Raw genomic sequence first — 23,757 nt, 5'->3', positions numbered from 1 at the left:
GAAGAGGTGCGAGCATGACCACCCCCTCCCCGCCCCGACTCGCAGTGCGCGGCCTCGAAGTGGCCTTCGGCGGCCTCACCGCCCTCGACGGCGTCGACTTCGACGTCCACCCCGGCGAGACCGTCGCCCTCATCGGCCCCAACGGCGCCGGGAAGACCACCGTCTTCAACGCGGTCTGCGGACTCGTCAAGCCCCGCAAGGGGACCGTTCGGATCGACGGCCGCCCCGCCCCCGCCAAGACCACGCGCCTCCTCGCCGCGGGCGTCGCCCGCACGCTCCAGGGGCTCGGCCTGTTCGACCGGCTCACCGTCCTCGACAACGTGCGCGTCCCGCTGGTGGCCCTGCGCGACCCCGACGCCGACGCGAAGGCCCGCAGCACGATCGAAGACCTCGGCCTCACCGGTCTCGCCCACCGCCCCGCGGGCGCGCTGCCCTACCCCGACCGCAAGCGCACCGCCCTCGCGCGGGCCCTCGCCACCGGCCCCGCGCTCCTGCTGCTGGACGAGCCCGCGGGCGGCCTCGGGCCCGGCGACATCGAGGACCTCGCCGAGGTCCTCGACGGCCTGCGCTGCGCGATCCTCCTGGTGGAGCACCACGTCGACTTCGTCATGGCGACCGCCGACCGCATCGTCGTGCTCGACTTCGGCCGTGTGATCGCCGCAGGGACCCCCGACGAGGTCCGAAACGATCCGGCCGTCGAAGCCGCCTACCTCGGCGTCGAGGCCGCCGTATGAGCGCCCTCGCCTGCGAGGGCCTCACCGTCGGGTACGGCGACGGCGCGCCCGTCATCGACGCCCTGCACCTCGACATCGCCGAGGGCGCGGTCACGGCCCTCCTCGGCGCCAACGGCGCGGGGAAGACCACGCTCCTGCGCGCCCTCACCGGACTCGTGCCGCTGCGCGCGGGGCGGATCGGGCTCGGCGGGCGCGACCTGACATCGATGTCCACTGAGGACCGAATGCGGGCCGGGCTCGGCCTGGTGCCGGAGGGGCGCAGCACGGTCGTGGAGCTCACCGTGGACGAGAACCTGCGCCTCGGCGGGCTCTGGCGGCACCGGGGCAAGGCCCGCAAGGCCGCCGTCGAGGAGATGTACGGGCTGTTCCCGGCCCTCGACCGACGCCGCCGCGCCCCCGGGCACACGCTCTCGGGCGGCGAGCGGCAGATGCTCGCCCTGGCCCGCGCGCTCCTCGCGCAGCCCCGGGTCCTGCTGCTGGACGAACCGTCGCTCGGACTGGCGCCCAAGGCGACCGCGCAGCTCCTCGGGGTGCTCCGCGCGACCGCGGCCCGGACCGGCCTGACCGTGCTCCTCGCCGAGCAGAACGCCGCGAGCGCGCTCTCGGTCGCCCAGCGGGGCGTCGTGCTCTCGCTCGGATCGGTCGCCGCCGACCGCCCGGCCGCCGACCTCGCCGCCGACCCCGCCCTCCGCCACGCCTACCTGGGGTTCTGATGGAACGACACCACGCATCCCTGGACGAGGGCACCCGCGCCGCGCCGACGCGCGCCGACCACGGACCTTCGACCCGCCGCGACGACGCGTCGACGCCGGCGGCCCTGGCGGCCGGCGGGTCGCGGCTCATGGGAGCCGGCGGGCAGCGCTCGGCGTCCCCGCTCCGCCCGCGCACCGCCGCCCCGGCGGTCCGCGCCTCTTTCGGGGAGGCGGGCTGATGGACCGGCTCGTGTTCCTTCTCTCCGCCGGGCTCGCCCGGGGGGCCGTGCTGGCGCTGTTCGCGTTGTCGCTCGTGATCGTATGGCGCACTGCGAGGGTCGTGAACTTCGCGCAGGCCGCGATGGCCGCGGCCGCGGTGTACGCGGCGTTCGCCGTCACCGCCGCGACCGGGTCGTACTGGGCCGGGCTCGCGGCCGGGCTCGCCGCCGGGGCGCTGCTCGGGTCCGCGGTCGAGCGCGGGCTGATGCGGCGGCTGCCCGCGCACGCGCCGCTGCCGGGGATCATCGTCGCGATCGGGCTCGTCATGGTCCTGCAAGCGGGGCTCGCCATCGCGTTCGGGCCCGAGCACCGGCCGATGCACCCGCCGTTCTCGCAGCGGCCCTTCGTGATCGGCGGCGTGCCCGTGCTCTCCCCGTACGACCTGTTCACGCTCGGGGCCGCCGCGGCCGTCATGGCCGGGCTCGCGCTCCTGTTCAACCGCACCTCGCTGGGCCTGCGGCTGCGGGCCGCGGCGTTCGCGCCCGAGACCGCGCGGCTCGCCGGGGTGCGGGTGCCGCGCATGGTCGCGCTCGGGTGGGCCCTGTCGGTCGCCGCCGCGTCCCTCGCCGCACTCCTCCTGGTGCCCACCGAACTCGGGCTCAACCCGCACGCCGCGGACCTCCTGTTCGTGAACGCGTTCGCCGTCGCGGTCATCGGCGGCCTCGACTCCCCGGCCGGGGCGCTGGTCGCCGGGATCGGCACGGGCCTGCTCGTCAGCCTCGTCACCGGGTACGCCTCGGCGTCCGCGGCCCCGCTCGCGGTCCTCGCGCTCATGACCCTCGTGCTCCTGGTCCGCCCCGGCGGCCTGCTCGCCGCGAAGGAGGCCCGCACCGCATGAGGACCCCGCTGCGCGCACTGCTCATCACCGCCCTCGCGATCGGCGGCACGTTCGGGCTCGACCCGTTCCGCAACTACCAGCTCGCCACCGCCGCCGCGTGCTTCGCCGCCGTCGCCGGACTCACGGTCCTCGTCGGCCTCACCGGGCAGCTCTCCCTCGGCCACGCCGTGCTCATGGCCGCGGGCGGGTACGGGTTCGCCTGCGCCGCTTCGGCAGTGGACGGCCCGGCACCGGTGGCCCTGCTCGCCGGGCTGCTCGCGGCGGCCGCCGTCTCAGGCCTGCTCGGACTGCTCCTCGGCGCGGCCGCCGCACGCCTGCGCGGCCCCTACCTCGCCGGGCTCACGCTCGCGCTCGTCATCGCCCTCCCGGCCGCGGCGAGCACCCTGCCGCTCGGCGGCGACCAGGGCGTCCGCGCCCCGTTCTTCCCCGTCCCCGAAGCGCTCGCCTCGCTCATCGCCGTCGAGCAGTGGCACGCGTGGCTCGCGATCGTCATCGCCGCCGTCGCCGTGACGCCCCTGATGATCCTGCGCTCGGGCCGCGCCGGACTGCGCATGCGGGCCGTCCTGGACGACGAGACCGCCTCCCGTCTGTCCGGAGTGGACCCCGGCCGGGTGAAGACCGGCGCGTTCGTCGCGAGCGCGGTCCCCGCCGGGCTCGGCGGCGCGGTCCTCGCCGTCGCCACGCAGCAGGTCACGCCCGGCGGGTACGGCCTGGCGTTCTCGCTGTCGCTCGTCGTCGCGGCCGTCGCCGGGGGCCTCGGCAGCATCGGCGGCGCCGCCATCGGGTCGGTCCTGGTGACCGTCCTCCCTTGGGCCATCGACGAACTCGTGGGCCTCGCGCCCTCGGAGTTCGGGCAGCGGCTCGACGGGAACCTCGCGGTGCTCCTCTTCGGCGCGGGCCTGGTCGCCCTCACGCTCGCGTGGCCCGGCGGCCTCGCCCGCCTGCCGCGACCGGCCCGCCTCCTCCGCTTCGCAACCCCTTCCACGACCACAGAGAGGTGATCGTCATGCGAACCTTCCGACCCTACAGAGGCGCGGCGGCACTGGCCGCGGCCGCGCTCGCGGTGACCGCCTGCTCCACCCCCGGCGGCGACGAGTCCGTCCCCGGCGTCACCGACGACACCGTCACCATCGGCACCCACCAGCCCCTCACCGGCCCGGCCGCCGCCGGGTACTCCGCGATCTCGGCGGCCACCGCCGCCTACTTCGAGTACGTGAACGCGAACGGCGGCATCAACGGCCGCGACATCGAGTACCTCGTCAAGGACGACGCCTACGACCCCGCCGCGACCCAGACCGCCGTGCGCGAGCTCGTCACCGAGGACGAGGTCTTCGCGATCGTCAACGGCCTCGGCACCCCCACCCACACCTCCGTCCTCGACTACCTCGACCAGCAGGGCGTCCCCGACCTGTTCGTGTCCTCCGGCTCCCTCACCTGGAACCAGCCGCGCGTGTACGAGCGCACCTTCGCGTTCAACGCCGACTACGTGACCGAGGGCGCCGCGCTCGCCCAGTACGCGACCGAGCAGGACCCCGACGCCGTGATCTGCGTCCTCGGCCAGGACGACGACTACGGCGCCGGGATCACCGAGGGCGTCGAGGCCGTCGTGGGCTCCAACGAGGTCGCCGAGGTCCAGGACTACTCCGTGTCCAGTGAGGACCTCACCGCGCAGATCGGCGCCATGATGGGCGCCGGATGCGAGGTCAACGTCCTCGGGACCATCAACGGGTTCACCGCGATGGCCGTCGGCACCGCCGCCCAGATGGAGTGGTTCCCCCGCTGGTACGTGTCCTCCTCGGGCGCCGACTACCCGACCCTCGCGGGCTACCTCGGCGAGGACCTCGCCCCGGCCCTGCTCCAGGGCATGGTGAGCGTCAACTACCTGCCCTCCAGCGCGGGCGGCGAATGGGACGCGCTGTTCCGGCAGATCAACGACGAGTACAACGACGGCGCCCCCTACACCGGGAACACGATCTTCGGCATGAGCGTCGGCCACCTCTTCGCCGAGGCCCTCGCCGCCGCCGGGGACGACCCCACCCGCGAGTCCCTCGTGGCCGCCGTCGAATCGGGCGACCTGCTCGGCAACGGCATCGTGCCCCTCTCCTACTCCGCCGACGACCACGCCGCGTACCGGGCCGTGGGCGTCACCGTCGTCGACGAAGGCGTCCAGGACTATGCCGGGCCCGTCTACGAGGTCGCCGCGGGCGGCCAGGTGACCGCGATCGAAGCCTCCCCCGTTCCACTGGAGAACGAGGGCATCCCGGGCTGAGACGCCCGCTGACGGAAGGAGACCGATGACCGACCTACCGGGGCTCGACACGGGCGGGCTCGCCCGCTGGCTGGCCCGGGAGCATCCCGGGCTCGCAGGGGAGGGCCCGCTGCGGGCCGCGCTCATCGACGGCGGACGCTCGAACCTGACGTACCGCGTCGAGGGCGCCGAGATCCCGTTCGTGCTGCGCCGCCCGCCCCTGGGCCACGCGCTCCCCACCGCGCACGACATGCGCCGCGAGCACCGGGTCATCACGGCCCTGCACGGGACGATCCCCGTCCCCGGCACCGTGGGCGTCGCGGACGACACCGAGGCCCGCGAGGTCACCGGCACGGTCTTCTTCGTCATGGCCTACGTCGACGGGACGGTCCTCGACCGCCCCGCCCGCAACGCCGACTGGACCCCCGCGGGCCTCCACGGCCTCGGGATCGAGGTCGCCGAGATCCTCGCCGACCTCCACGCCGCCGAGCCCGAGGCCCTCGGGCTCGGCGGCTTCGGCCGCCCCGGCGGGTACCTCGCACGCCAGATGCGCACGTGGGCGCGGCAGCTCGACGCGTCCCGCTCCCGCGACGTGCCCGCCCTCGACGCGCTCGGCACCCGGCTCGCCGCCGCCGTCCCCGACTCCGGCCGCACCGGCATCGTCCACGGCGACTACCGGCTCGACAACATGATCGTCGCCGGGCCGCCCGACGCCCCGCGCGTCGCCGCCGTCCTCGACTGGGAGATGGCGACCCTCGGCGACCCCCTCGTGGACCTCGGGATGCTCGGCATGTACTGGCACATCAACGAACTCGCCGCGGGCGCGCAGGCCGCGGGCGCGCAGGCCGCGGGCGCCATCGTCCCCGGCGCCGGGTACCCGAGCTTCGACGAGGCGGTCGACGCCTACGCCGCGCGCGCGGGCGCCGCCGTCCCCGACCTGCGCTGGTACCGGGCCTTCGCCTGCTACAAGCTCGCCGTGATCCTCGAAGGGGTTCACTTCCGGTACACGAAGGGCCACACTGTAGGCGAGGGCTTCGACGCGATCGGGGCGCTCGTCGCACCCCTGGCGGAGGAGGGGCTGTGGATTTCCGACCCGACGAGATGACCCGCGTGTTCGCCGACGAGGCCGCCGCATTCATGGACGAGCACGTGCTGCCCGCCGAAGCCGTGCTCGCCGCGCAGATCGCCGCCACCCCGGGCGACTGGAGCACCCGCCCCGTCGTGCGCGACCTCCAGGAGACCGCCCGCGAACGCGGCCTGTGGAACCTGTTCCTCCCGCCCGGCCCCCACGGCTACGGCGGCGGCCTCTCCACCCTCCGGTACGCGCCCGTCGCCGAACTCACCGGCCGCAGCCCCCGGCTCGCCCCGGCCGCCATGAACTGCGCCGCACCCGACACCGGCAACATGGAGCTCCTCGCCCACTTCGGCACCCCCGAGCAGCAGGAGCGCTGGCTCGAACCGCTCCTGGACGCCCGCATCCGCTCCGCGTTCTGCATGACCGAACCCGGCACCGCCTCCTCCGACGCCTCCCAGATCGGGACCCGCGTCCACCGGGACGGCGGCGAGTGGGTTGTCAACGGCCGCAAGTGGTTCGCCACCGGCGCGATGAACCCCGAATGCGAGCTCCTCGTCGTCATGGGCAAGACCGACCCGAACGGGCCCAGGCACCGCCAGCAGTCCATGGTCCTCGTCCCGCGCAGCGCCCCCGGCGTCACGATCGTGCGGCCCCTGACCGTCCTCGGCTACGACGACCGCGACCACGGCGGCCACGCCGAGATCCGCTTCGACGACGTGCGCGTCCCCGCCGCGGACCTCCTCGGCGGCGAAGGCGAGGGCTTCGCCATCGCGCAGGCCCGCCTCGGGCCCGGCCGCGTCCACCACTGCATGCGCGCCCTCGGCATGGCCGAACGCGCCCTCGACCTCGTGCGCGCCAGGGCCAACGAGCGGTTCGCGTTCGGCGCCGCGCTCGCCCGCCAAGGGGTCGTGCGCGAATGGGCCGCCGACGCCCGCGTCGAGGTCGAGGCCCTGCGCCTCCTCGTCCTCAAGACCGCCTGGCACATGGACACCGAGGGCAACCGGGCCGCCATGACCGGCATCCAGGCGATCAAGGCGGCCGTCCCCCGCGCCGTGCAGCGCATCCTCGACCGCTCCATCCAGCTGTTCGGCGCCGCCGGACTCACCGACGACCACCCGCTCGCGGCCATGTTCGCCGCCGCGCGGGCGCTGCGCCTGGCCGACGGACCCGACGAGGTCCACGTCGCCGCGCTCGGCAAGGCCGAACTCCGGCTACCCTCATCCACAATGGAAGGAGTTGTGCAATGACGCACCGACCCGACCCCGCGATGGACGGGCCCGGCCATGGGACCCTCTCGATCGCCGCGATCCTCGCCGACACCGCCCGCCGCACCCCCGACGCGCCCGCCCTGCACTTCATGGGGCGGACCCTCCACTACGGCGAGCTGTGGGACCAGACCCGCGCCTACGCCGGGGCGCTCGCCGCCCGCGGCGTCGGGCGCGGCTCCCGCGTCGCCATGCTCGTGCCGAACGTCCCCGACTTCCCGCGCGTCTACTACGCCGCGCTCGCCCTCGGCGCCGTCATCGTCCCCGTGCACCTCCTGTTCAAGGCCGACGAGATCGCGTTCGTCCTGGAGGACTCCGGCGCCGAACTCCTCGTCGCCGCCGCGCCCCTCCTCGCCGAGGCCGCTCCCGCCGCCGCCCGCGCGGGCGTCCCTCTCGTCTCGGTCCTCGCCCCCGAGGGCCTCGAAGTCGGCGGGCACCCGCTCCCGCGCCTCGAAGCCGAAGCGGCCCAGGCGCAACCGATCGAGCGCTACGCCTCGGTCAACCCGCTCGACGCCGCCACGATCCTCTACACCTCCGGGACCACCGGCACCCCCAAGGGCGCCGTCGGCTCCCACCTGGCGATGGTCGAGCAGGTCAACGTCTCGCTCATCGACTCGTTCCCGCTCACGGTCGAGGACGTCGTCTACGGCGGCCTGCCGTTCTTCCACTCCTTCGGGCAGATGGCCGTCCTCAACGTCGCGTTCCGGCGCGGCTGCTCGATCATCCTGCTCCCGAAGTTCGACCCCGACGACGCGCTGGCGCTGCTGAACCTGCACGGCGGCACGGTGTTCACCGCCGTGCCGACGAACTTCGCGGGGCTCGTCGAGGCGGCCAAGCGCAGTCCCGAGCGGCCGCCGCTGCGGTTCGCGGTGTCGGGCGGCGCGGCCCTGCCGGTGGCGCTGCTGGAGGCGTTCGAGGCGGCCTTCGGCGCGCAGGTCCACGAGGGCTACGGGCTCACCGAGACCGCGCCGTCGGCGACGTTCAACAAGGAGGGCGAGCCGATCCGGCCCGGGACCGTGGGCACCCCGATCTGGGGCGTGGACGTGGCGGTCGCCGACGCCGAGACCGAGGACCGGATCGTGCTGCTCGCGCCCGGCGAGCTGGGGGAGATCGTCATCCGCGGCCACAACCTCATGAAGGGCTACCTCGGGCGCCCCGACGCGACGGACGCGGCGATCGTGGACGGCTGGTTCCGCTCCGGGGACCTCGGCACGGTCACCGCCGAGCACGTGGTGACCATCGTGGACCGCAAGAAGGACATGATCATCCGCAACGGCTACAACGTGTACCCCACGGAGGTCGAGGCGGTGCTCGCGCGCCACCCGGCGGTGTCGATCGCGGCGGTCTTCGGCGTCCCGCACGAGACGCACGGCCAGGAGGTCCACGCCGCGGTCGTCCCGGCCGAGGGCCGCGAGGTCGACGCCGCGGAGGTCGTGGCGTTCATGAAGGAGAAGGTCGCGGCGTACAAGTACCCGCGCGTCGTCCACGTCGTGGAGGCCTTCCCGCTCGGCGCGAGCGGGAAGGTCCTCAAACGCGAACTGGTGCGGACGTACACGCCTTAGCCGGCGGCCCCGCCGATCCGCAGCTCCGCCTCCACGGCGGCGCGGACCGGCGCGGGCACCGGCACCGGGCGGCGGCCGGCGCGGTCCGCGAACACGTGCGTGAACCGCCCCAGCGCGAGCGGCGACCCCCGGTCGGGGGCGCCCTCGCGGAGGATCGCCAGGTCCCACGTGATCGAGGTGGTCCCGAGGCGGGCCACCGCGATGTCCACCTCCAGGACGTCGGGGAACGAGGCGGGCGCGAGGAACTCGCACGACGAGGCCCGCGCGAGCCCGATGACCTCCCCGGCCGGGTCCAGGCCCGCGCGGCGCATCATCCAGGTGTTCACGCCCGAGTCCATCGCCTCGTAGTACACGGTGTTGTTCATGTGTCCGTACTGGTCGTTGTCGTTCCACCGCAAGGGGAACGGGTAGCGGTTGGTCACGGCGGCTCCTTCGGGGGGCGGCATGGGCATCGACACGCTCTAACATACCGACCGGTCGGTCCCAACCGGTCGGCCCGACCGACAGGAGACGCGATGACCGACGCGCCCGCCCGCCTCGACGCCGACTTCTACTCCTTCCAGGACCTCCTCGACCCCGTCGAGCGGGAGGCCGCGCTGCGCCTGCGCGACTTCATGGAGCGGGAGGTCCGGCCCGTCGCCGACGACTACTGGGACCGCGCCGAGTTCCCGCACCACCTCATCCCCGGCATCGCCGCGACCGGCGTCCTCGGCACCGCCTGGCCCGAGTCCCGCCGCTTCCCCAACAGCGCGCTCTTCCGCGGCTGGGCCGCCGTCGAGATCGCCCGCGTGGACGCCTCCTTCGCCACCTTCGTCGGCGTCACCTCCGGACTCGCCATGGGCGCCATCGGGGTCGGCGGCTCGCCCGAGCAGCGCGCGCAGTGGCTGCCGCCCATGGGCCGCGGCGAGGTCATCGGGGCCTTCGGCCTCACCGAGCCGCTCGCCGGGTCCGACACGGCGCGCGGCCTGCGCACCACCGCCGTGCGCCGCGGCGACACGTGGGTCCTCGACGGCGCCAAGCGCTGGATCGGGAACGCCACGTTCGCCGACATCACCCTCATCTGGGCCAAGGACGTGGACGACGGCCGGGTCAAGGGCTTCATCGTCCGCAAGGGCGCCCCCGGCTTCAAGGCCGAGAAGATCGAGCGCAAGCAGTCGCTGCGGAGCGTGCAGAACGCCGACATCACGCTCACCGGCGTGGAGGTCCCCGAAGCCGACCGGCTCCAGCGCATCGACTCCTTCAAGGACCTCGCCGGGGTCCTCGGGCCCACCCGCGTCGGCGTCGCGTGGGAGGCCATGGGGATCGCCGTGGGCGCCCACGAGGCCGCCGTCCGCTACGCCCGCGAGCGCGAGCAGTTCGGCCGCCCCATCGCGTCGTTCCAGCTCGTGCAGCAGAAGCTCGCCGAGAACCTCGCCGACGTCACCGCCGGGCTCGCCGTCTGCGTGCGCGCCGCGCAGCTCGAAGACGCCGGGACGCGCCGCGACGAGCACTCGGCCATGGCGAAGGCGTTCTGCACCGCCCGCATGCGCGCGGTCGTCGCCCGGGCCCGCGCCGTCTTGGGCGGCAACGGCATCCAGCTCGACCACGGAGTGGCGCGGTTCTTCGCCGACGCCGAGGCCGTCTACTCCTACGAGGGGACCTACGACATGAACACGCTCATCGTCGGCCGCGCGATCACGGGCCGCCAGGCGTTCGTCTGACCCGGCCTCCCGACGGCTTCACCCGCACCAGAGCGGCGCGGCCCCACGAGGGCCGCGCCGCTTCCTATGCGGGGACGTAGAGGGTGAGCGTGCGGGCGACGAGCGCGGGCTTCGCGGCGCCCTCGATCTCCACGGCCACGTCGTACGCGGCGCGCACGCCCTTGGGGACCGCGTCGGCGGCGGCGAGCTCCACGGCGGCGCGGACGCGGGAGGCGGCCGGGACCGGCTGGAGGAACCGCAGCCGGTCCAGGCCGTAGTTGACGGACATGGCGAGGCCCTCGATCACGATGAGGCCCTGGAGGAGCCCCGGCAGGAGCGACAGCGTCAGGTAGCCGTGCGCGATCGGCCCGCCGAAGGGCCCGGCGGCGGCGCGGGCGGGGTCGGTGTGGATCCACTGGTGGTCGCCGGTGGCGTCGGCGAAGGCGTCGATGCGGCCCTGGTCGACCTCGACCCACGCGCCGGTCGCCTTGGCGCCCAGGTGGTTGGCGAGGTCGGCGGGGGAGGCGGCGGTGATCGTCATGCCTTCGGGCCCCCGGCGACGTAGAGGACCTGCCCGGAGACGTACCCGGCGTCCTCGGAGCAGAAGAACGCGACGGCCGCGGCGATGTCCTCGGGCTGCCCGACGCGCCCCACCGGGACGTCCTTCGCGGCGTGGGCGAGGAAGTCCGCGAAGGGGACGCCCACGCGCTCGGCGGTGGCCCTGGTCATCTCGGTCTCGATGAACCCGGGCGCGACGGCGTTCGCGGTGATCCCGAACTTCCCCAGCTCGATCGCGAGGGTCTTGGTGAGGCCCTGCATGCCCGCCTTCGCGGCGGCGTAGTTCGCCTGGCCGCGGTTGCCGAGCGCGGAGGTGCTGGAGAGGTTGACGATCCGGCCCCAGCCCGCGTCTACCATGGACGACTGGACGGCGCGGGACATGAGGAACGCGCCGCGCAGGTGGACGCCGAGGACGGCGTCCCAGTCGGCGGCGCTCATCTTGAACAGGAGGTTGTCGCGGAGGATGCCCGCGTTGTTGACGAGGATCTGCGGCGGGCCGAGCTCGGCGGCGCAGCGCTCGACGGCGGCTGCGGCGGCTGCTTCGTCCGCGACGTCGGCGCCGACGGCGACGGCCTTGCCGCCCTTGGCGTTGATGTCGTCGGCGACGGCCTGCGCCTGGTCCTCGGCGAGGTCGAGGACGGCGACGGCGTGCCCGTCGGCGGCGAGGCGGCGGGCCGTGGCGGCCCCGATGCCGCGCGCGGCTCCGGTGACGATGGCGGTCCGTGAGGTCATGGGCGTCCTTTCGGTCAGAACATGATGAGCTGGCGCAGCGCCTCGCCCGCGGCGAGCCGGTCCAGGGCGGCCGGGAGGCCGTCGAGGCCGATCCGGTCGGAGACGAGCCGGTCGAGCGGGAGCCGCCCGGATCGCCACAGGTCCGCGTAGCGCGGGACGTCGTCGCCGGGCACGGCGGAGCCGAGGTAGGAGCCGACCACGGTGCGGGCCTCGGCGGTCAGGAGCAGCGGCGCGATCGTCGCGCGCGAGTCCGGGTGCGGCAGGCCCACGGTGACGGTGGTGCCGCCGGGCGCGGTGAGCGCGAACGCGGTCTCGAACGCGCGGGCCGAGCCGGCGGCCTCCACGACCACGGGGGCCCGGAGTCCTTCCGCCGCTTCGGGAGTGCGGGCCTCGGCCCCGAGCGAGCGGGCCAGGTCCAGTTTCGCGGGCACGGTGTCCACGCCGATCACGGTATGCCCCAGCGCCTGCGCGACGAGGAGCGCGGCCATGCCGACGCCGCCGAGGCCCACGACTGCCACCGGCGCGCCCGCCTCGGGCCGCCCGGCGTTGACGACCGCGCCGCCGCCGGTGAGCACCGCGCACCCGAGCAGGGCCGCGATGTCGGGCGGCACGTCGTGGTCCACGGGGACGACGGAACTGGCGGAGACGACCGCGTGCGTGGCGAAGGCGCTGACGCCGAGGTGGTGGGCGACCGGGGTCCCGTTGCGGCTGAGGCGGACCGACCCGCCGACGAGCGTCCCCTCCGCGTTCGCGGCGGACCCGACGGCGCACGGCAGGCGCCCGAGCGTGCCGCACTCCTCGCAGCGGCCGCAGCGGGGCAGGAACGTCATCACGACCCGCCGCCCGACCGCGACGCACGCGTCCGGTCCGGCCCGCTCCACGATCCCGGCGGCCTCGTGGCCCAGGAGCATCGGGACCGGCCGGACCCGGCTGCCGTCGACCACCGACAGGTCCGAGTGGCACAGCCCCGCGGCCTCGACGCGCACGAGCAGCTCGCCCGGTCCCGGGTCGTCGAGCTCCAAGGGCCCCACGGTGACCGGCCGCGACTGGGCGTACGGCGCGGGCGCGCCGCAGCGCTCCAGCACGGCTCCGGTGATCTCCACGCCGACCTCCTCGTCGTCGTCCGCCCGACACCGCTGAGCATACCGACTGGACGGTTTGCCGCGCTACCCCGGCCCGCGGAATCCTGTGGCGATCCGCACAAGCGGATGCACTCAGTGCATCGTTGCATCTAGTGTAGGCGGCATGGCCGCACCCACCGGACCAGCCGAGCCGACCCCCGCCGCGCCGGTCGACCGCCGCGCCGCGCTCAAAGCCAAGAGCCGCAAGGCGATCCTCGACGCCGCCGCCGACCTCATGCGCGAGCGCCGCGGCACCGGCTTCTCCGTGGACGAGCTCGCCGCCGCCGCCGACGTCTCCCGCCGCACCGTCTTCAACCACTTCGCGACCCTCGCCGACGTCGCCACCGAGGTCGCCGGGCAGATGCTCGTCGAGGTCGTGGACCGCATGTCCGAGCAGGCCGCCAGCGCCGAGCGCGAACCGGAGACCGTCCTCGCCGACCTCGTCGCGACCGCCTCCGGCGACCACCTCGTGCCCGTCGTGGTCGAGCTGTTCGAGATCCTCGGCGGCGGGACCGCCCAGCCCGGCGACCGCGAGGCCCTGCTCATGCAGCGCGCCTTCAACCTCTTCACCGAGCGGATGACCGCCGCGATGACCCGCCGCCACCCCGGCACCGACCCCCTCGCCGTCGGCCTCCTCGTCGCCGCGTTCTGCGGCGGCCTCATCGGATTCGTCCACCGGTGGATCGAGGAGACCGGCGCCGCGGACACCCCCGCGTCCCGCCGCGCCTGGGACGGCCTCGTCGCCCGCGTCACCGGCGTCCTGCGAGAACCAGGCACCTGAGCACCAGGAACACCCGAAACCACTACCAGGAGAGCACCTTGGCAGAATTCCTGTACCGCGTCGGGCGCTGGTGCGCCCGCCGCGCCAAGACCGTCATCGCCGCATGGGCGCTGATCCTCGCGGCCGCCGCGGCCGCGTTCCTCCTCTTCGGCGGCGCGTTCGCCACCACGCTCTCGATTCCCGGCACGCCGACCGAGGAGGTCACCGACCACCTCGCCGAGGCGCTCCCGGAGGCCTCGGGCGGCACCGGCTCGATCGTCCTCTCCACCGAGAACGGCGACGCGTTCACCGACGAGCAGCAGGCCGCGATCTCGGCCCTCATCGCCGAGGCCGCCGACGTCGACGGCGTCGAGACGGTGGTCGACCCGTTCGCCACCGAGGCGCAGCGCGAGGAGCAGCAGACCCAGATCGACGAGGGGTTCGCCGAACTGGAGGCCGGGCGTGCCGGGATCGAGCAGGGCCGCAACGAGATCGAGTCCGCACGTGCCGACCTCGCCGCGTCCCAGGAGCAGCTCGACGCCGCCCGCGAGCAGTTCGGCGACTCCGCCGAGCTCGACGCCCAGCAGGCCCAGATCGACGCCGGGGCAGCCGAGCTCGACGCCAGGGAGGCCGAACTCGAAGCGGGCGCAGCCGAGGCCGAGGCCGGGGCGATCCCGCTCGAAGAAGCCGCGACACTCCTCGAACTCGCCGCCGACGCGGGGGTCGTCTCTTCGGACGGCAGTGCCGCGGTCGTGACCGTGGCGTTCACCGAGCCGCAGATGGACGTCACGCCCGAGACGAAGGAAGCCGTCACCGCGGTCTTCGACGACTCCCCTGTGGACGGCGTCGCGTTCGACTACTCCTCCGAGATGCAGGACGCCGTCCCCGCCATCGCGGGCGTCAGCGAGGTCATCGGCCTCGTCGTCGCAGGGATCGTCCTGGTCCTCATGCTCGGCACGTTCGTCGGCGCGGTCCTGCCGCTCGTGACCGCCCTGGTGGCCGTGGGCATCGGCGCACTCGCCAGCATGTCGCTCTCCGGCGCCGTCGAGATGACCTCGGTGACCCCGATCCTCGGCGTCATGCTCGGCCTCGCCGTGGGCATCGACTACTCGCTGTTCATCGTCAACCGCCACCGCCGCCAGCTCAAAGAGGGCTACGACGTCGACGAGTCGATCGCGCTGTCGACCGGGACCTCCGGGAACGCGGTCGTGTTCGCGGGCGCCACCGTGCTCATCGCCCTGGTGGCGTTGAACATCACGGGCATCCCGTTCCTCGGCCTGATGGGCTCGATCGGCGCGTTCAGCATCGCGGTCGCGGTGCTCGTCGCCATCACGTTCATCCCGGCGCTCCTGCGCCTCGCGGGCCTGAAGATCCTCAGCAGGCGCGAGCGCAAGGCCCGCGAATCGCACGGTTCGGCCGAGCGCAAGCCCGACCCGCAGCCGATGCACACCGGCCGCGCCGTGCTCCGCGTCCTCGTCGGCCTCGGCGCGCTCGTCGCCGTCGCGCTCCCGGCGATGGACCTGCGGCTCAACCTGCCCGACGGCTCGTCGGAGCAGCACGACACCACGCAGTACCAGGCGTACGAGACGATCGCCGAGCGCTTCGGCGAGGGCCAGAACGGCTCGCTCCTCGTCGTCGCGGACCTCGCCGAGGCCCCCGACGACCCGGACTCGCTAACAGGCCAGGTTGCGGTCGCCGAGGCCGTCGCCGCCGTGGACGATGTGGTCGCCGTGGCGCCCATCGGGACCTCCGAGGACGGCACGACCATCGCGTTCCGGGTGATCCCCGAGGAGGGCCCGACCTCGGAGTCCACTCAGGAACTCGTGCACGCCCTGCGGGACCTCCAGGTCGAGGGCGTCGCGGACATCGGCGTCGCCGGGTCCGCGAGCGGCAACATCGACATCTCCGAGATCCTCGCCGACGCGCTCCCGGTATACCTCGCGGTCGTGGTGGGCCTGTCGCTCATCATCCTCATCCTGGTGTTCCGCTCGATCGTGGTGCCGGTGCTCGCGACGCTCGGGTTCATCCTCAGCTACTTCGCGGCCCTCGGCGGCGTCGTCGCGATCTACCAGTGGGGCTGGCTCGCCGACGTGTTCGGCGTGGACACGCCCGGCCCGATCCTGAACTTCCTGCCGACGCTCCTGGTCGGCATCCTGTTCGGGCTCGCCATGGACTACATGCTGTTCATCGGCTCGGGGATGCGCGAGGCGTACGCCCACGGCGCCCCGGCGCGGCAGTCCGTGGTCCTCGGCGTGCGCGCCGGGCGGTCGGTCGTCACGGCCGCCGCGATCATCATGATGGCGGTCTTCGGCGGGTTCATCTTCTCCCACTCGACGATGATCCGGCCGATCGGCTTCGCGCTCGCCTTCGGCGTGCTCGTGGACGCGTTCCTGGTCCGGATGCTCATCATCCCGGCGCTCATGCACCTGGTGGGCGACAAGGCGTGGTGGCTGCCGAAGTGGCTCGACCGCATCCTGCCCGACGTGGACGTCGAGGGCGCGGCGCTGGAGCGCCGCCACCCGCACGTGGAGAAGGCCGAGTCCTAGTCGGTCTTCACCCGGGCCCCTTCGCCTTCGGGCGAGGGGGCCTTCCATTTCGGGTCGCGCCCGAGGTAGGCGAGGATTTCGTCCATCGTGGACGCGTCGGCCGCGGCGGTCACCGCCGGGGCGAACGGCGCGTAGGGGCCCGTGCGGGAGGGGCCGGTCGCCGGGACCGCGAGGACCAGCGGCAGCACGGCGTCGAGCAGCGGCTGCGCGAACACCGGCGGGCGGCCGAGCGCGGCGCCGACGTCCCACGCGTGCGCCACGTAGTCGATGAAGTGGAACCCCATCGCGGTCTCCCCGGCCACCTTCACCTCCTGGTCGGCCCCGGCGAGGATCGACCACTCCCGCCCGGCCGCCCCGTCGGAGGCGAACGCCGCGAGCACTTCCGCGGCGGAGGCCCGGAACGCCGCCGGGGTCGAGGGCACCTCGGCCCAGGTGCGCACCGAGAATTCGTCGCCGCGGGCCGCCGCCGCGAACCCGAGGTTCTGGCCCGTCATGTGCGCGACCAGCCGCCCGAGGTCCCAACCGGCGCAAGGCGTGGGCACGTCGAGTCGCTCGGCCCCGTCCACGAGGTCGACGGTGGCGTTCAGGGCGACGGCGTGGAATTCGAGGAGTCCTGTCATGACCGGGATCATAGGCCCCCGCCGCCCGAGCGGATACGATGCCGGACGGCGCCCCCGCCCCCGGGGCCGGGCCGCCGATCACCGAAGGAGCACGACATCAGTTCAGAGACCGACCGCCTGGTCGCGTTCAGCACCCAGCTCCGCGGCGTCCACCAGCGCCTGCGCCAAGCCCTCGACCTGGCCCGCCGCCAGATCGACGACGAGTTCGACGACCGCGCGGGCGAGGACCTCCTCGTCTACTGCCGCGGCTTCTGCGCCGCCCTCAGCGGCCACCACCAGAGCGAGGACCGGGGCCTGTTCCCCGAGATCACCGCCGCGCACCCCGAACTCGGGCCCGTGATCGCCAACCTCATGCGCGACCACAACATGCTCGAACACCTCCTCGGCGGCTTCGCCGCCGCCATCGACGCCAAAGCCGACGACGACACCCTCCACCGCCACCTCGACGGCATCGGCGCGGTCATGGAGACCCACTTCGGCTACGAGGAGCGGCAGCTGCTGACCGTCCTCGACGCGCTCGCGCTCGACGCCGACCCGAAGGACCTCCTCGGGGACCTCGCCTAAGCGAACGCGGTGGCGAAGGCCGCCCAGACCACGGGGCAGTCCTCAAGGCGCCCTTCGGCTTCCCACCGGTCGGCCTTGGCGCGCTGCCAGGCGTTCAGTGCCGCGACCGGGTCGGGCGCGCCGTGGGCCGCGTCCACCGCGCGGACCGCCTCGGGCAGGACCGTCGTCGCCGCCGTCGCGCCCGGGGCGAAGTGGCGCAGGCCCTCGTCGGTGGGGAGCGTCCAGCGGGTGGCGGTGACGTACGAGGCGCCGGTGTGGATCGCGGCCGCGACCAGGCCCACCGGTTCGGCGAAGCGCACCTCGCCGCCGCTCTCGCACGCGATGAGCGCCACCCGGTTCGGCATCCGCCACGGGGACGCGGGGCCGGGCCGGTGGCCCAGGAGGAGGTCGGCCGCGGTGAGGGGGCGGTGGCCGTTCACGACCGCGGCCCGGCCGGTCGTGCCGGGGCCGCAGCTCAGGTGCAGGCGCGCGTCGAGGCCGTGCTTGGAGGTGGTCACGTGGCCCACGTAGAGGAAGCGCGCGGCCTCGGCGAGGCGCGGTTCCAGGGCCTCCCGGTCGACCTCCTCGCGCACGCTCCCCAGATCCGCGAGCCCTGAGCCCGCGCCGAGGACCGAGCCGAGGCCGCGGCCGGCCCCCGGAACCTTCGGGTCCAGGACCGCCACGACCGCGCCGTCCGGCTCCCAGGCCGTGCGGCGCCGCTCGGGCGCGTTGCGGACCGTCGCGGGCGGCAGGACCGACACGTCGGCGTTCGTCACGAACCGCTCGCCCTCGTCCACTCGCAATGCCTCCCAAGGGACCTGCGCGGTCGAGAGGGACGGCTGGATGCGCACGTGCGGGCGCAGGCCCTGCTCCAGCAGCGCGTTCATCTCCATGGCGAGCTGGTACGGGATGAGCGACGCGGCGAGGGCCGTCGCCAGGCCCGCCTCGCGGCCGCGGTCGGCCAGCGGGCCGGTCAGCGAGCGCCGGAGGGCCTGGTCCACGGTCTCGTCGGGGAGCGGGGTCGGGAGGGCCTCGGCGAGCGCGTCGAGCGCGGGCCGCACCCGGGCGGTCTCGACCATGATGTTCTGGATCGCGCCGAGGTCGTGCTCCCACCGCCACGAGTAGAACAGGCCGTCGGCGTCGATCAGCTTGAGCTGCACGGTCGGTCGGTTCACCATGTGTCGATCACCTCGCCGGAGCGGATCGGGAACCCGTAGCGGCGCTCGGTCTCCCGAATCCACGGCTCCAATTGGGACTCTCGCCACGGGTTGACGCGCAGGCGCGGCGGCAGCGCGAAGCGCGTCGCGGGGAAGTCCGGCGAGTCGCCCGTGACGAGGGCCGACGCGGTGAACGACAATCGCTCCCCTTGCGCGGGTTCGAGGGTCGGGAAGTCGGGGACCTCGTCCACCGGCCCCGACTCGACCGGCGCGGAGGCGTGGAGCGACACCGTGGCGCTCATGTGCTCCAGAAGCTCGGACACGAGCGCGCCGTCCCGCAGGGCCGCGGCGAGGCTCAGCGCGTGGGCCATCGCCGGGATCGCGACGGTCGCGGCCCAGCGCTCGCGGGCGCGTCCGGGCGCGAAGCCGTGCCGGATCGCGTCCGTCGCGAGGGCCGAGGTGAGGGACAGGTCGAAGGCCCGGCGGAGCAGGCGCGTGCGCCGGCGCTCGGTGCGGGCGGCGGCGGCCTGGTCGGCGACCGCGAACGAGCGGCGCATGTCGAGGCGGGCGAGGTGGTAGCGGGCGCCGGACTGCTCGCAGACCTGCCAGGCCGCGAGGTAGGACTCCTCGGCCTTGTCGTAGTCGCCTGCGGCGGCGAGGATGTCGCCCTGGACCGCAAGGGCCTCGGTGAGCATCGCCGCGTGGCCGGCCTGGCGCAGGACCTCGATCGCCGGTCCGAGGAGCTCGGCGGCCAGGGCGGTGTCGCCCGCCTGGAACGCGGCGTGCGCGCGGCTGTAGCGCAGCTCGGCGGCGCGGAGCGGCTGCTGGCCGTCGCTGAACGCCTGCTCGGCGGCGGCGAGGAGCCGCTGCCCGGTCGCGGCGTCCCCGGCGCGCATCGCGGCCCGGCCCTGGTTCGCGACCGCGAGCGCCGCCGCGAGGGCGTCCCCGGCCGCGGTGTGGACCTGCTCGGCGAGCCGCAGGTAGCCCATGGCGGCCTCGTGGTCGTTGAGCGCCTGGGCGATCGCGGCGAGGTTCGAGTACGGGTATCCGGTCAGGCGCGGGTCGCGGGCGGCGGCGAGCCGGAGCGTGAGCTGCGCGGCGGCCTCGGCCTCTTCGAGCCGTTCGAGTCCGATGAGGAGCACGGTCCGGGTGTTGTTGGCCGACACCGCGAGGTAGGCGTCGTCGCCCTCCTCGCCCTCGCCGACGATGTCGAGCGCGCCGTTGACGTCGGCGAGCGCCTCGTCCAGGCGGCCGAGGAGCTGGAGGGTCTGGCATCGGTTGACCAGGACCGAGGCGCGCACGGCCACGGTGCCGTACCGGTCGCCCGCTCGGGCTTCGGCGGCGTAGCACGCTTCGAGGGCCTGTTCGGCGAGGCGCAGGGCCGCGTCGGTGTCGCCCTGGCCTTCGGCGAGGCCCGCGAGGTTGCCGAGCGCGCGGGCGCGGCCGTCGAGGCCCGCCGCGTCCACGTCCTCGACGTAGGTGAGTTCGAGGGCCTGGTGGAGCAGGGCGATGGCCTCGGCGGCCTGTCCCTTGCCCGCGAGGACGGCGGCCTTGTTGTTCAGCTCGCGGAACGCGGCCCAGCGGGGGCCGCTGGTCTCCTTGCCGCGCAGGCCGATCACGTCGTCGTCGGTCATGCGGCGGACCGTTCCGTGAGCGTCGCGGCGGGGGAGGCGAGGCGTTCGCGCGCGAAGGCGACGAGGGCGGCGCGGCGCTCGGCCCGGTCGGGGTCGGAGGAGGCGCGGTCGGGGCCGTCCGCGACGTAGCCGGGGGAGCGGACCTCGATCGGGCGGCCGCCGCCGAGGCGCATCGCGAACTCGGGCGGCGCGGGCGCCTCGCCGCCGAACGTGTTGGTGTCCGGGTCGTAGTGGAGCGGGACCTCGACGGCGCCGACGACGGCGGTGAGCGCGGTCGGCACGGCGCCGGGCGCGGCGGGGGCGGTGACCGCGAGCATCCATGCGCCGGAGCGGTTCTCGAACCGCCAGGTCGCCTCCCCGGCGGCGTCGAGTGCGCGGGCCGGGACCAGCGACCAGTCGATCGGGGCGCTGCCCGAGGCGACCGCGAGACCGGGTTCCGCGCCGCCTGCCGCCAGCGCCCAGTCCTCCCGCCGCATTGCGGCGCTGCGGAGTTCGACGCCGAACGCGTCGGCGAGATCGGCGAGGTCGGCCGCGAGGGCCGCGGTCTCGTGGTCGGTGCGCCCGGTCAGCGCGGTGAGGTCGACGTCGGCGAGGGCGCGCTCCACCGCGGCCTCGTCGTCCAGGAGGTGGTCGAGTCCGGCGGTGTACCAGGCGGTCTCGGCCCGCAGCAGGTCCGCGGGCAGCGCGGGGACCGCGGCGGCATGCGAGGCGGGCCACCAGGCGCCCGCCCAGTGCAGGAGCGCGAGGTTCCGGGCGGCGGCGAGGACTGGCGAGTCCCATTCGGTCGCGACCGACGCGGCCCCGTCGAGGACGTCCGCAGCCGTTTCCGGGCCGTAGACCTCCCACAGCCACTCGCCCGCGGCCCGCGCGTCGAAGACCTCCGCGGCCGGGTGGGGCCGCAGGTCGAGGGCGTCCCAGTACAGGAGCGCGCCACGGGCCTCCACGAGCATGGTCCGCTCGGGGTGCGGGGGGCGGTCGCCGACGCGGATCGCGTGGGGGTCCCACCGGACCGTGAACGCCGTCATGACCGGTCCTCTTCGCGCTCAAGGGAACGCTTGAGCCGGTCGCGCTGGTCCATGACGACCGAGCGGAGCGCGCCGTCGAGGAGGTCCCACACCTCGTCGGCCGCGGTGGCCTCGCCGCGCAGTTCGCGGCCGTGGAGGCGCACCCACAGCCGCCGCAGGTACGCGCGGCGGGTCCCGCGCACCTCGACGCCCATCGCGGACGGCTCGGGAAGGCGCAGCACGCGGTGCACATAGGACTCGCGGCGCCACCGGTTGAGCAGGCGCGCGTTGGCGTCCGAGGCCGCCGCGGGCTGCCCGTCGGTCCCGAGCCCGGCGCTGGCGTCGCGGCCCAGGGCCATGGCGACGCGGCTGGGCTCCTCGGCGAGCTGCCAGGGGGCGGCCGAGCGCTGGATCTCGCCGGTGACCAGGGACGGGATGTCGGACATGGACTCGCGCTGGAACCAGGTGGTGAGCGCCGCGAACAGACGCTCCATGATGGACCTGTCGAAGGGCCTGGGGAGCTTGCGCTTCGAGGCGCGCTCGCCGAGTTCGGGGGCCGAGGGCAGGTCGCGGTCGGTGAGGCCGAATTCCCGGGCCACCCCGGTCCCGGCGAGGCCCGCGGCCTCGGCGGTGCCCACCGAGGCGTCGGCGAGGGCCTTCCACAGGCGCGGGTCGGGGGCGGTCGCGCAGTCGTCGAGGAACGCGGCCACCCCAGGGTGCGCCTCGGCGGCGGCGGGCGCGGGCCGGTGCGACCAGGCGTCGCGCAGGAGCCCGGCGAGTTCGGCGCTGCGGGCGGGGTCGGTGAGGAAGCGGCGCAGGCCGTCCACCGACACCTCGCCGCGCTCGGCGTGGACCTCGGCGACGGCCTCGGCCGCGATCTCGGCGGCCCCGGGGAGCGCGGCCGGGTCGCCGTGGACGTGCGCGAGCTCGTAGCAGCGCTGGAAGTACAGGTCCTGCGGGTGGCCGTCGGTGACGCCCGCGCGGCGGCGGGCCCGCTTGAGGAGCTGGAACCAGGCGGCGGTCGCGGCGAGCGCCGGGCCCGCGTCGAGGATCGCGGCCCGGAGCGCGTCCACGTGCTCGATGGCGACGACGCCGCCGGAGAACCGCGGGTTCTGCGCGGGCCGGAGCACCAGCGGGTCGAGCAGGAGCTTCACGGTGCGCGCCAGGGGCCGGCCCGAGGCGTTGCTCAAGGGCGCCACGGCATCGCCGAGCTGGGACCAGGCGTCGGCGACGAGCATGCCCCGCGGCACGGCCGCCGAGGCCGCGAGGCCATGGACCATGCGCGAAGTGTAGCCGGGCCGTACGAATTCCGCGGAAACCTGTGATCGGTAGAGGCGGGCGCGGGGCGACGCTGACGGCGTCGCCCCCACCGCACGCCCCCACAAGGAGGCCCCGATGTTCCAAGACTTCCGCGCGGCCGGTCCGCTCCCGCCGCACTCGCAGCTCGTGCGCTCCCCGTACGGCACCCCCGAGCACCCGCTCGAACCGAAGCGGCGGCCCCGCGGCGCCGGCGGCGCGATCTTCGGGTTCGCGCTGCTCATGACGGCCGGGACGTTCGTCGCCGCGGTCGGCGGCGAGTACCTGACCGCGCCCCAGCCGGACGTCATGCTGCGCACCGGGATCGCGTTCTCGGCCGACGGGCTCGCGCTCGTCCCCTACGACCGCGCCGGGGCCGGCGGGCTCCTCTCCGAGCTCGCCACCGACGTCAACGCGGTCCGCCTCGCGGCCGTGGACCTCGCCACGGGCGAGACCCGCTGGGACGTGCAGCTCGCCGACGAGCTCGACCGGGACGCCGCCGCGGTCGCCGCGGGGGAGCAGTACGCCTACATCGCGACCGCCGACGGCCTGGAGATCCGCGACCTCGACGACGGCGCCCTCGTCACCGAAGCGGGGGACGTGCCCGGCCTGGAAGGGGCCGGGACCGGCACGGCCGCATACGGACTCGATCCCGAAGCGGGCGTCGTCGCGTTCGGCTTCGACGGCGGCCTGCGGACCCTCGCCCTCGACGCGCTCGAAGCGGCCCCCGCCGACCCCGCGACCGCCGAGGCCTGGGCCGGCCGCCTCGCCGCCGAAGGCGCCGCGCCCCAGCTCGGCGGCATGACCACCACTGAGGCGTCCATCGGCGAGGACGCGACGATCCGCGTCGAGCCGACCGCAGACGGGGCCGTCACCTCCGGCCTCGCCGTCGTCGAAGGCGGCGACCGCCGCGCCCTCGGCACCCGCGCCTACACCGGGGCCGCGATCGTCCTCGACCAGACCGCCACCACCACGACCTGGGACCTCGACGTCGACGTGGACGGCCTCATCGACGGCCTCCTGAACGACCCGGACGCCGCCGAGGAGCTCATGGACGACCCCACCGGCGCCGTCGACCTCACCGTCCCCGCCGGGACCGCCGCGGGCGCCGCCTCCGGCCACGCCCTCATCGAGCACCAGCGCGCCCCAGGCGGCGACGGCTACGCGCTCACCGTCCTCGACCTCGCCGACGGCGGCGTCACCGCCTCCATCGACACCGCCGACCACGTCGGCCGCAGCATGACCGCGCCCGGCGGCCAGACCATCGCCATCGTCGCCCCCGCCGACGGCCTCTACCAGAGCGACCTGCTCATCATCGCCGCCGACGGCTCCGTCGACCGCGCCGCCTTCGGGGCGTTCGACCTGCTCGGCGAGCCCGACACCGACTGACCCGCACCGAAACCTGTGACCGGTA

General features: G+C 74.7%; 23 protein-coding genes. 14 read left to right on the top strand and 9 right to left on the bottom strand.

Features of this window, described 5'->3' with window-relative positions:
• Positions 1 to 14 precede the first annotated feature (14 nt).
• Genes ACFFXY_RS24855 through ACFFXY_RS24815 form a run of 9 tightly spaced genes read left to right on the top strand, consistent with a single transcriptional unit; the run spans position 15 to position 8,693 of the window.
• Positions 15 to 734: an ABC transporter ATP-binding protein gene (locus ACFFXY_RS24855; protein ID WP_382356940.1), complete on the top strand. Its 720-nt coding sequence runs from the start codon at positions 15 to 17 to the stop codon at positions 732 to 734.
• Positions 731 to 1,447, top strand: coding sequence for an ABC transporter ATP-binding protein (locus ACFFXY_RS24850; protein WP_382356938.1), 717 nt, complete (start codon positions 731 to 733; stop codon positions 1,445 to 1,447). The genes ACFFXY_RS24855 and ACFFXY_RS24850 overlap by 4 nt, the downstream gene beginning before the upstream one ends.
• Positions 1,447 to 1,665 (top strand): hypothetical protein, encoded by a 219-nt coding sequence (locus tag ACFFXY_RS24845; RefSeq protein ID WP_382356936.1) that lies wholly within the window; start codon positions 1,447 to 1,449, stop codon positions 1,663 to 1,665. Before ACFFXY_RS24850 ends, ACFFXY_RS24845 begins: the two co-directional genes overlap by 1 nt.
• Entirely contained in the window at positions 1,665 to 2,543 is an 879-nt protein-coding gene (locus tag ACFFXY_RS24840; RefSeq protein WP_382356934.1) for a branched-chain amino acid ABC transporter permease, read from the top strand. The genes ACFFXY_RS24845 and ACFFXY_RS24840 overlap by 1 nt, the downstream gene beginning before the upstream one ends.
• A complete protein-coding gene (locus tag ACFFXY_RS24835; protein ID WP_382356932.1) occupies positions 2,540 to 3,544 on the top strand; it encodes a branched-chain amino acid ABC transporter permease in 1,005 nt (334 codons plus the stop codon). Before ACFFXY_RS24840 ends, ACFFXY_RS24835 begins: the two co-directional genes overlap by 4 nt.
• Positions 3,545 to 3,549: 5 nt before the next feature.
• Positions 3,550 to 4,812, top strand: a complete 1,263-nt coding sequence (locus ACFFXY_RS24830) for an ABC transporter substrate-binding protein (RefSeq protein ID WP_382356930.1) — start codon at positions 3,550 to 3,552, stop codon at positions 4,810 to 4,812.
• A gap of 25 nt (positions 4,813 to 4,837) precedes the next feature.
• Positions 4,838 to 5,896 carry a phosphotransferase family protein gene (locus tag ACFFXY_RS24825; RefSeq protein ID WP_382356928.1) on the top strand — a complete coding sequence of 353 codons (1,059 nt, stop codon included), beginning with the start codon at positions 4,838 to 4,840 and terminating at the stop codon, positions 5,894 to 5,896.
• A complete protein-coding gene (locus tag ACFFXY_RS24820) occupies positions 5,872 to 7,113 on the top strand; it encodes an acyl-CoA dehydrogenase family protein (protein WP_382356926.1) in 1,242 nt (413 codons plus the stop codon). Before ACFFXY_RS24825 ends, ACFFXY_RS24820 begins: the two co-directional genes overlap by 25 nt.
• Positions 7,110 to 8,693 carry an AMP-binding protein gene (locus tag ACFFXY_RS24815; protein ID WP_382356924.1) on the top strand — a complete coding sequence of 528 codons (1,584 nt, stop codon included), beginning with the start codon at positions 7,110 to 7,112 and terminating at the stop codon, positions 8,691 to 8,693. The genes ACFFXY_RS24820 and ACFFXY_RS24815 overlap by 4 nt, the downstream gene beginning before the upstream one ends.
• On the opposite strand, the gene ACFFXY_RS24810 is transcribed toward ACFFXY_RS24815, so the two are convergent.
• Positions 8,690 to 9,115 (bottom strand): acyl-CoA thioesterase, encoded by a 426-nt coding sequence (locus tag ACFFXY_RS24810; protein ID WP_382356922.1) that lies wholly within the window; start codon positions 9,113 to 9,115, stop codon positions 8,690 to 8,692. The two genes, ACFFXY_RS24815 and ACFFXY_RS24810, sit on opposite strands and share 4 nt — an antisense overlap.
• Before the next feature lie 93 nt (positions 9,116 to 9,208).
• Here ACFFXY_RS24810 and ACFFXY_RS24805 point away from each other — a divergent pair, with 93 nt between their 5' ends.
• Positions 9,209 to 10,393, top strand: coding sequence for an acyl-CoA dehydrogenase family protein (locus ACFFXY_RS24805; protein ID WP_382356920.1), 1,185 nt, complete (start codon positions 9,209 to 9,211; stop codon positions 10,391 to 10,393).
• A gap of 64 nt (positions 10,394 to 10,457) precedes the next feature.
• Here the strand turns inward: ACFFXY_RS24805 and ACFFXY_RS24800 are convergent, their stop codons facing one another.
• The 3 genes from ACFFXY_RS24800 to ACFFXY_RS24790 are packed head-to-tail and all read right to left on the bottom strand — an operon-like array spanning position 10,458 to position 12,765.
• Positions 10,458 to 10,913, bottom strand: coding sequence for a MaoC family dehydratase (locus ACFFXY_RS24800; RefSeq protein ID WP_382356918.1), 456 nt, complete (start codon positions 10,911 to 10,913; stop codon positions 10,458 to 10,460).
• The gene (gene fabG, locus ACFFXY_RS24795) at positions 10,910 to 11,662 is read right to left on the bottom strand and encodes a 3-oxoacyl-ACP reductase FabG (RefSeq protein WP_382356916.1); all 753 of its coding nucleotides are present in this window, start codon (positions 11,660 to 11,662) and stop codon (positions 10,910 to 10,912) included. Before fabG ends, ACFFXY_RS24800 begins: the two co-directional genes overlap by 4 nt.
• 14 nt (positions 11,663 to 11,676) lie before the next feature.
• Positions 11,677 to 12,765 carry an alcohol dehydrogenase catalytic domain-containing protein gene (locus ACFFXY_RS24790; protein ID WP_382356914.1) on the bottom strand — a complete coding sequence of 363 codons (1,089 nt, stop codon included), beginning with the start codon at positions 12,763 to 12,765 and terminating at the stop codon, positions 11,677 to 11,679.
• Positions 12,766 to 12,907: 142 nt separating this feature from the next.
• On the opposite strand from ACFFXY_RS24790, the gene ACFFXY_RS24785 reads away from it, so the two are divergent.
• Both ACFFXY_RS24785 and ACFFXY_RS24780 read left to right on the top strand, forming a co-directional pair.
• A complete protein-coding gene (locus tag ACFFXY_RS24785) occupies positions 12,908 to 13,564 on the top strand; it encodes a TetR/AcrR family transcriptional regulator (protein ID WP_382356912.1) in 657 nt (218 codons plus the stop codon).
• Between the two features lie 38 nt (positions 13,565 to 13,602).
• Positions 13,603 to 16,089: an MMPL family transporter gene (locus tag ACFFXY_RS24780; protein WP_382356910.1), complete on the top strand. Its 2,487-nt coding sequence runs from the start codon at positions 13,603 to 13,605 to the stop codon at positions 16,087 to 16,089.
• Here the strand turns inward: ACFFXY_RS24780 and ACFFXY_RS24775 are convergent.
• A complete protein-coding gene (locus ACFFXY_RS24775; RefSeq protein ID WP_382356908.1) occupies positions 16,086 to 16,709 on the bottom strand; it encodes a TIGR03086 family metal-binding protein in 624 nt (207 codons plus the stop codon). The two genes, ACFFXY_RS24780 and ACFFXY_RS24775, sit on opposite strands and share 4 nt — an antisense overlap.
• Here ACFFXY_RS24775 and ACFFXY_RS24770 point away from each other — a divergent pair.
• Positions 16,686 to 17,273: a hemerythrin domain-containing protein gene (locus ACFFXY_RS24770; RefSeq protein WP_382356906.1), complete on the top strand. Its 588-nt coding sequence runs from the start codon at positions 16,686 to 16,688 to the stop codon at positions 17,271 to 17,273. The genes ACFFXY_RS24775 and ACFFXY_RS24770 overlap by 24 nt on opposite strands.
• Here the strand turns inward: ACFFXY_RS24770 and ACFFXY_RS24765 are convergent.
• The 4 genes from ACFFXY_RS24765 to ACFFXY_RS24750 are packed head-to-tail and all read right to left on the bottom strand — an operon-like array spanning position 17,270 to position 22,327.
• The gene (locus ACFFXY_RS24765; RefSeq protein WP_382356904.1) at positions 17,270 to 18,430 is read right to left on the bottom strand and encodes a CHAT domain-containing protein; all 1,161 of its coding nucleotides are present in this window, start codon (positions 18,428 to 18,430) and stop codon (positions 17,270 to 17,272) included. The genes ACFFXY_RS24770 and ACFFXY_RS24765 overlap by 4 nt on opposite strands.
• Positions 18,424 to 20,043, bottom strand: coding sequence for a tetratricopeptide repeat protein (locus tag ACFFXY_RS24760; RefSeq protein ID WP_382356902.1), 1,620 nt, complete (start codon positions 20,041 to 20,043; stop codon positions 18,424 to 18,426). The genes ACFFXY_RS24765 and ACFFXY_RS24760 overlap by 7 nt, the downstream gene beginning before the upstream one ends.
• Entirely contained in the window at positions 20,040 to 21,068 is a 1,029-nt protein-coding gene (locus ACFFXY_RS24755) for a hypothetical protein (RefSeq protein WP_382356900.1), read from the bottom strand. Before ACFFXY_RS24755 ends, ACFFXY_RS24760 begins: the two co-directional genes overlap by 4 nt.
• Positions 21,065 to 22,327 (bottom strand): hypothetical protein, encoded by a 1,263-nt coding sequence (locus ACFFXY_RS24750; protein ID WP_382356898.1) that lies wholly within the window; start codon positions 22,325 to 22,327, stop codon positions 21,065 to 21,067. The genes ACFFXY_RS24755 and ACFFXY_RS24750 overlap by 4 nt, the downstream gene beginning before the upstream one ends.
• A gap of 115 nt (positions 22,328 to 22,442) precedes the next feature.
• Here ACFFXY_RS24750 and ACFFXY_RS24745 point away from each other — a divergent pair, with 115 nt between their 5' ends.
• Positions 22,443 to 23,732: a PA2928 family protein gene (locus ACFFXY_RS24745; protein ID WP_382356896.1), complete on the top strand. Its 1,290-nt coding sequence runs from the start codon at positions 22,443 to 22,445 to the stop codon at positions 23,730 to 23,732.
• Positions 23,733 to 23,757: the final 25 nt, after the last annotated feature.

The organism is Glycomyces mayteni (assembly GCF_042428885.1).
In the GTDB taxonomy this organism is placed as follows: Bacteria; Actinomycetota; Actinomycetes; order Mycobacteriales; family Micromonosporaceae; genus Glycomyces; species Glycomyces mayteni.
Note: the sequence above shows the minus strand (reverse complement) of the source record. Positions and strands in the feature narration are given on the sequence as shown.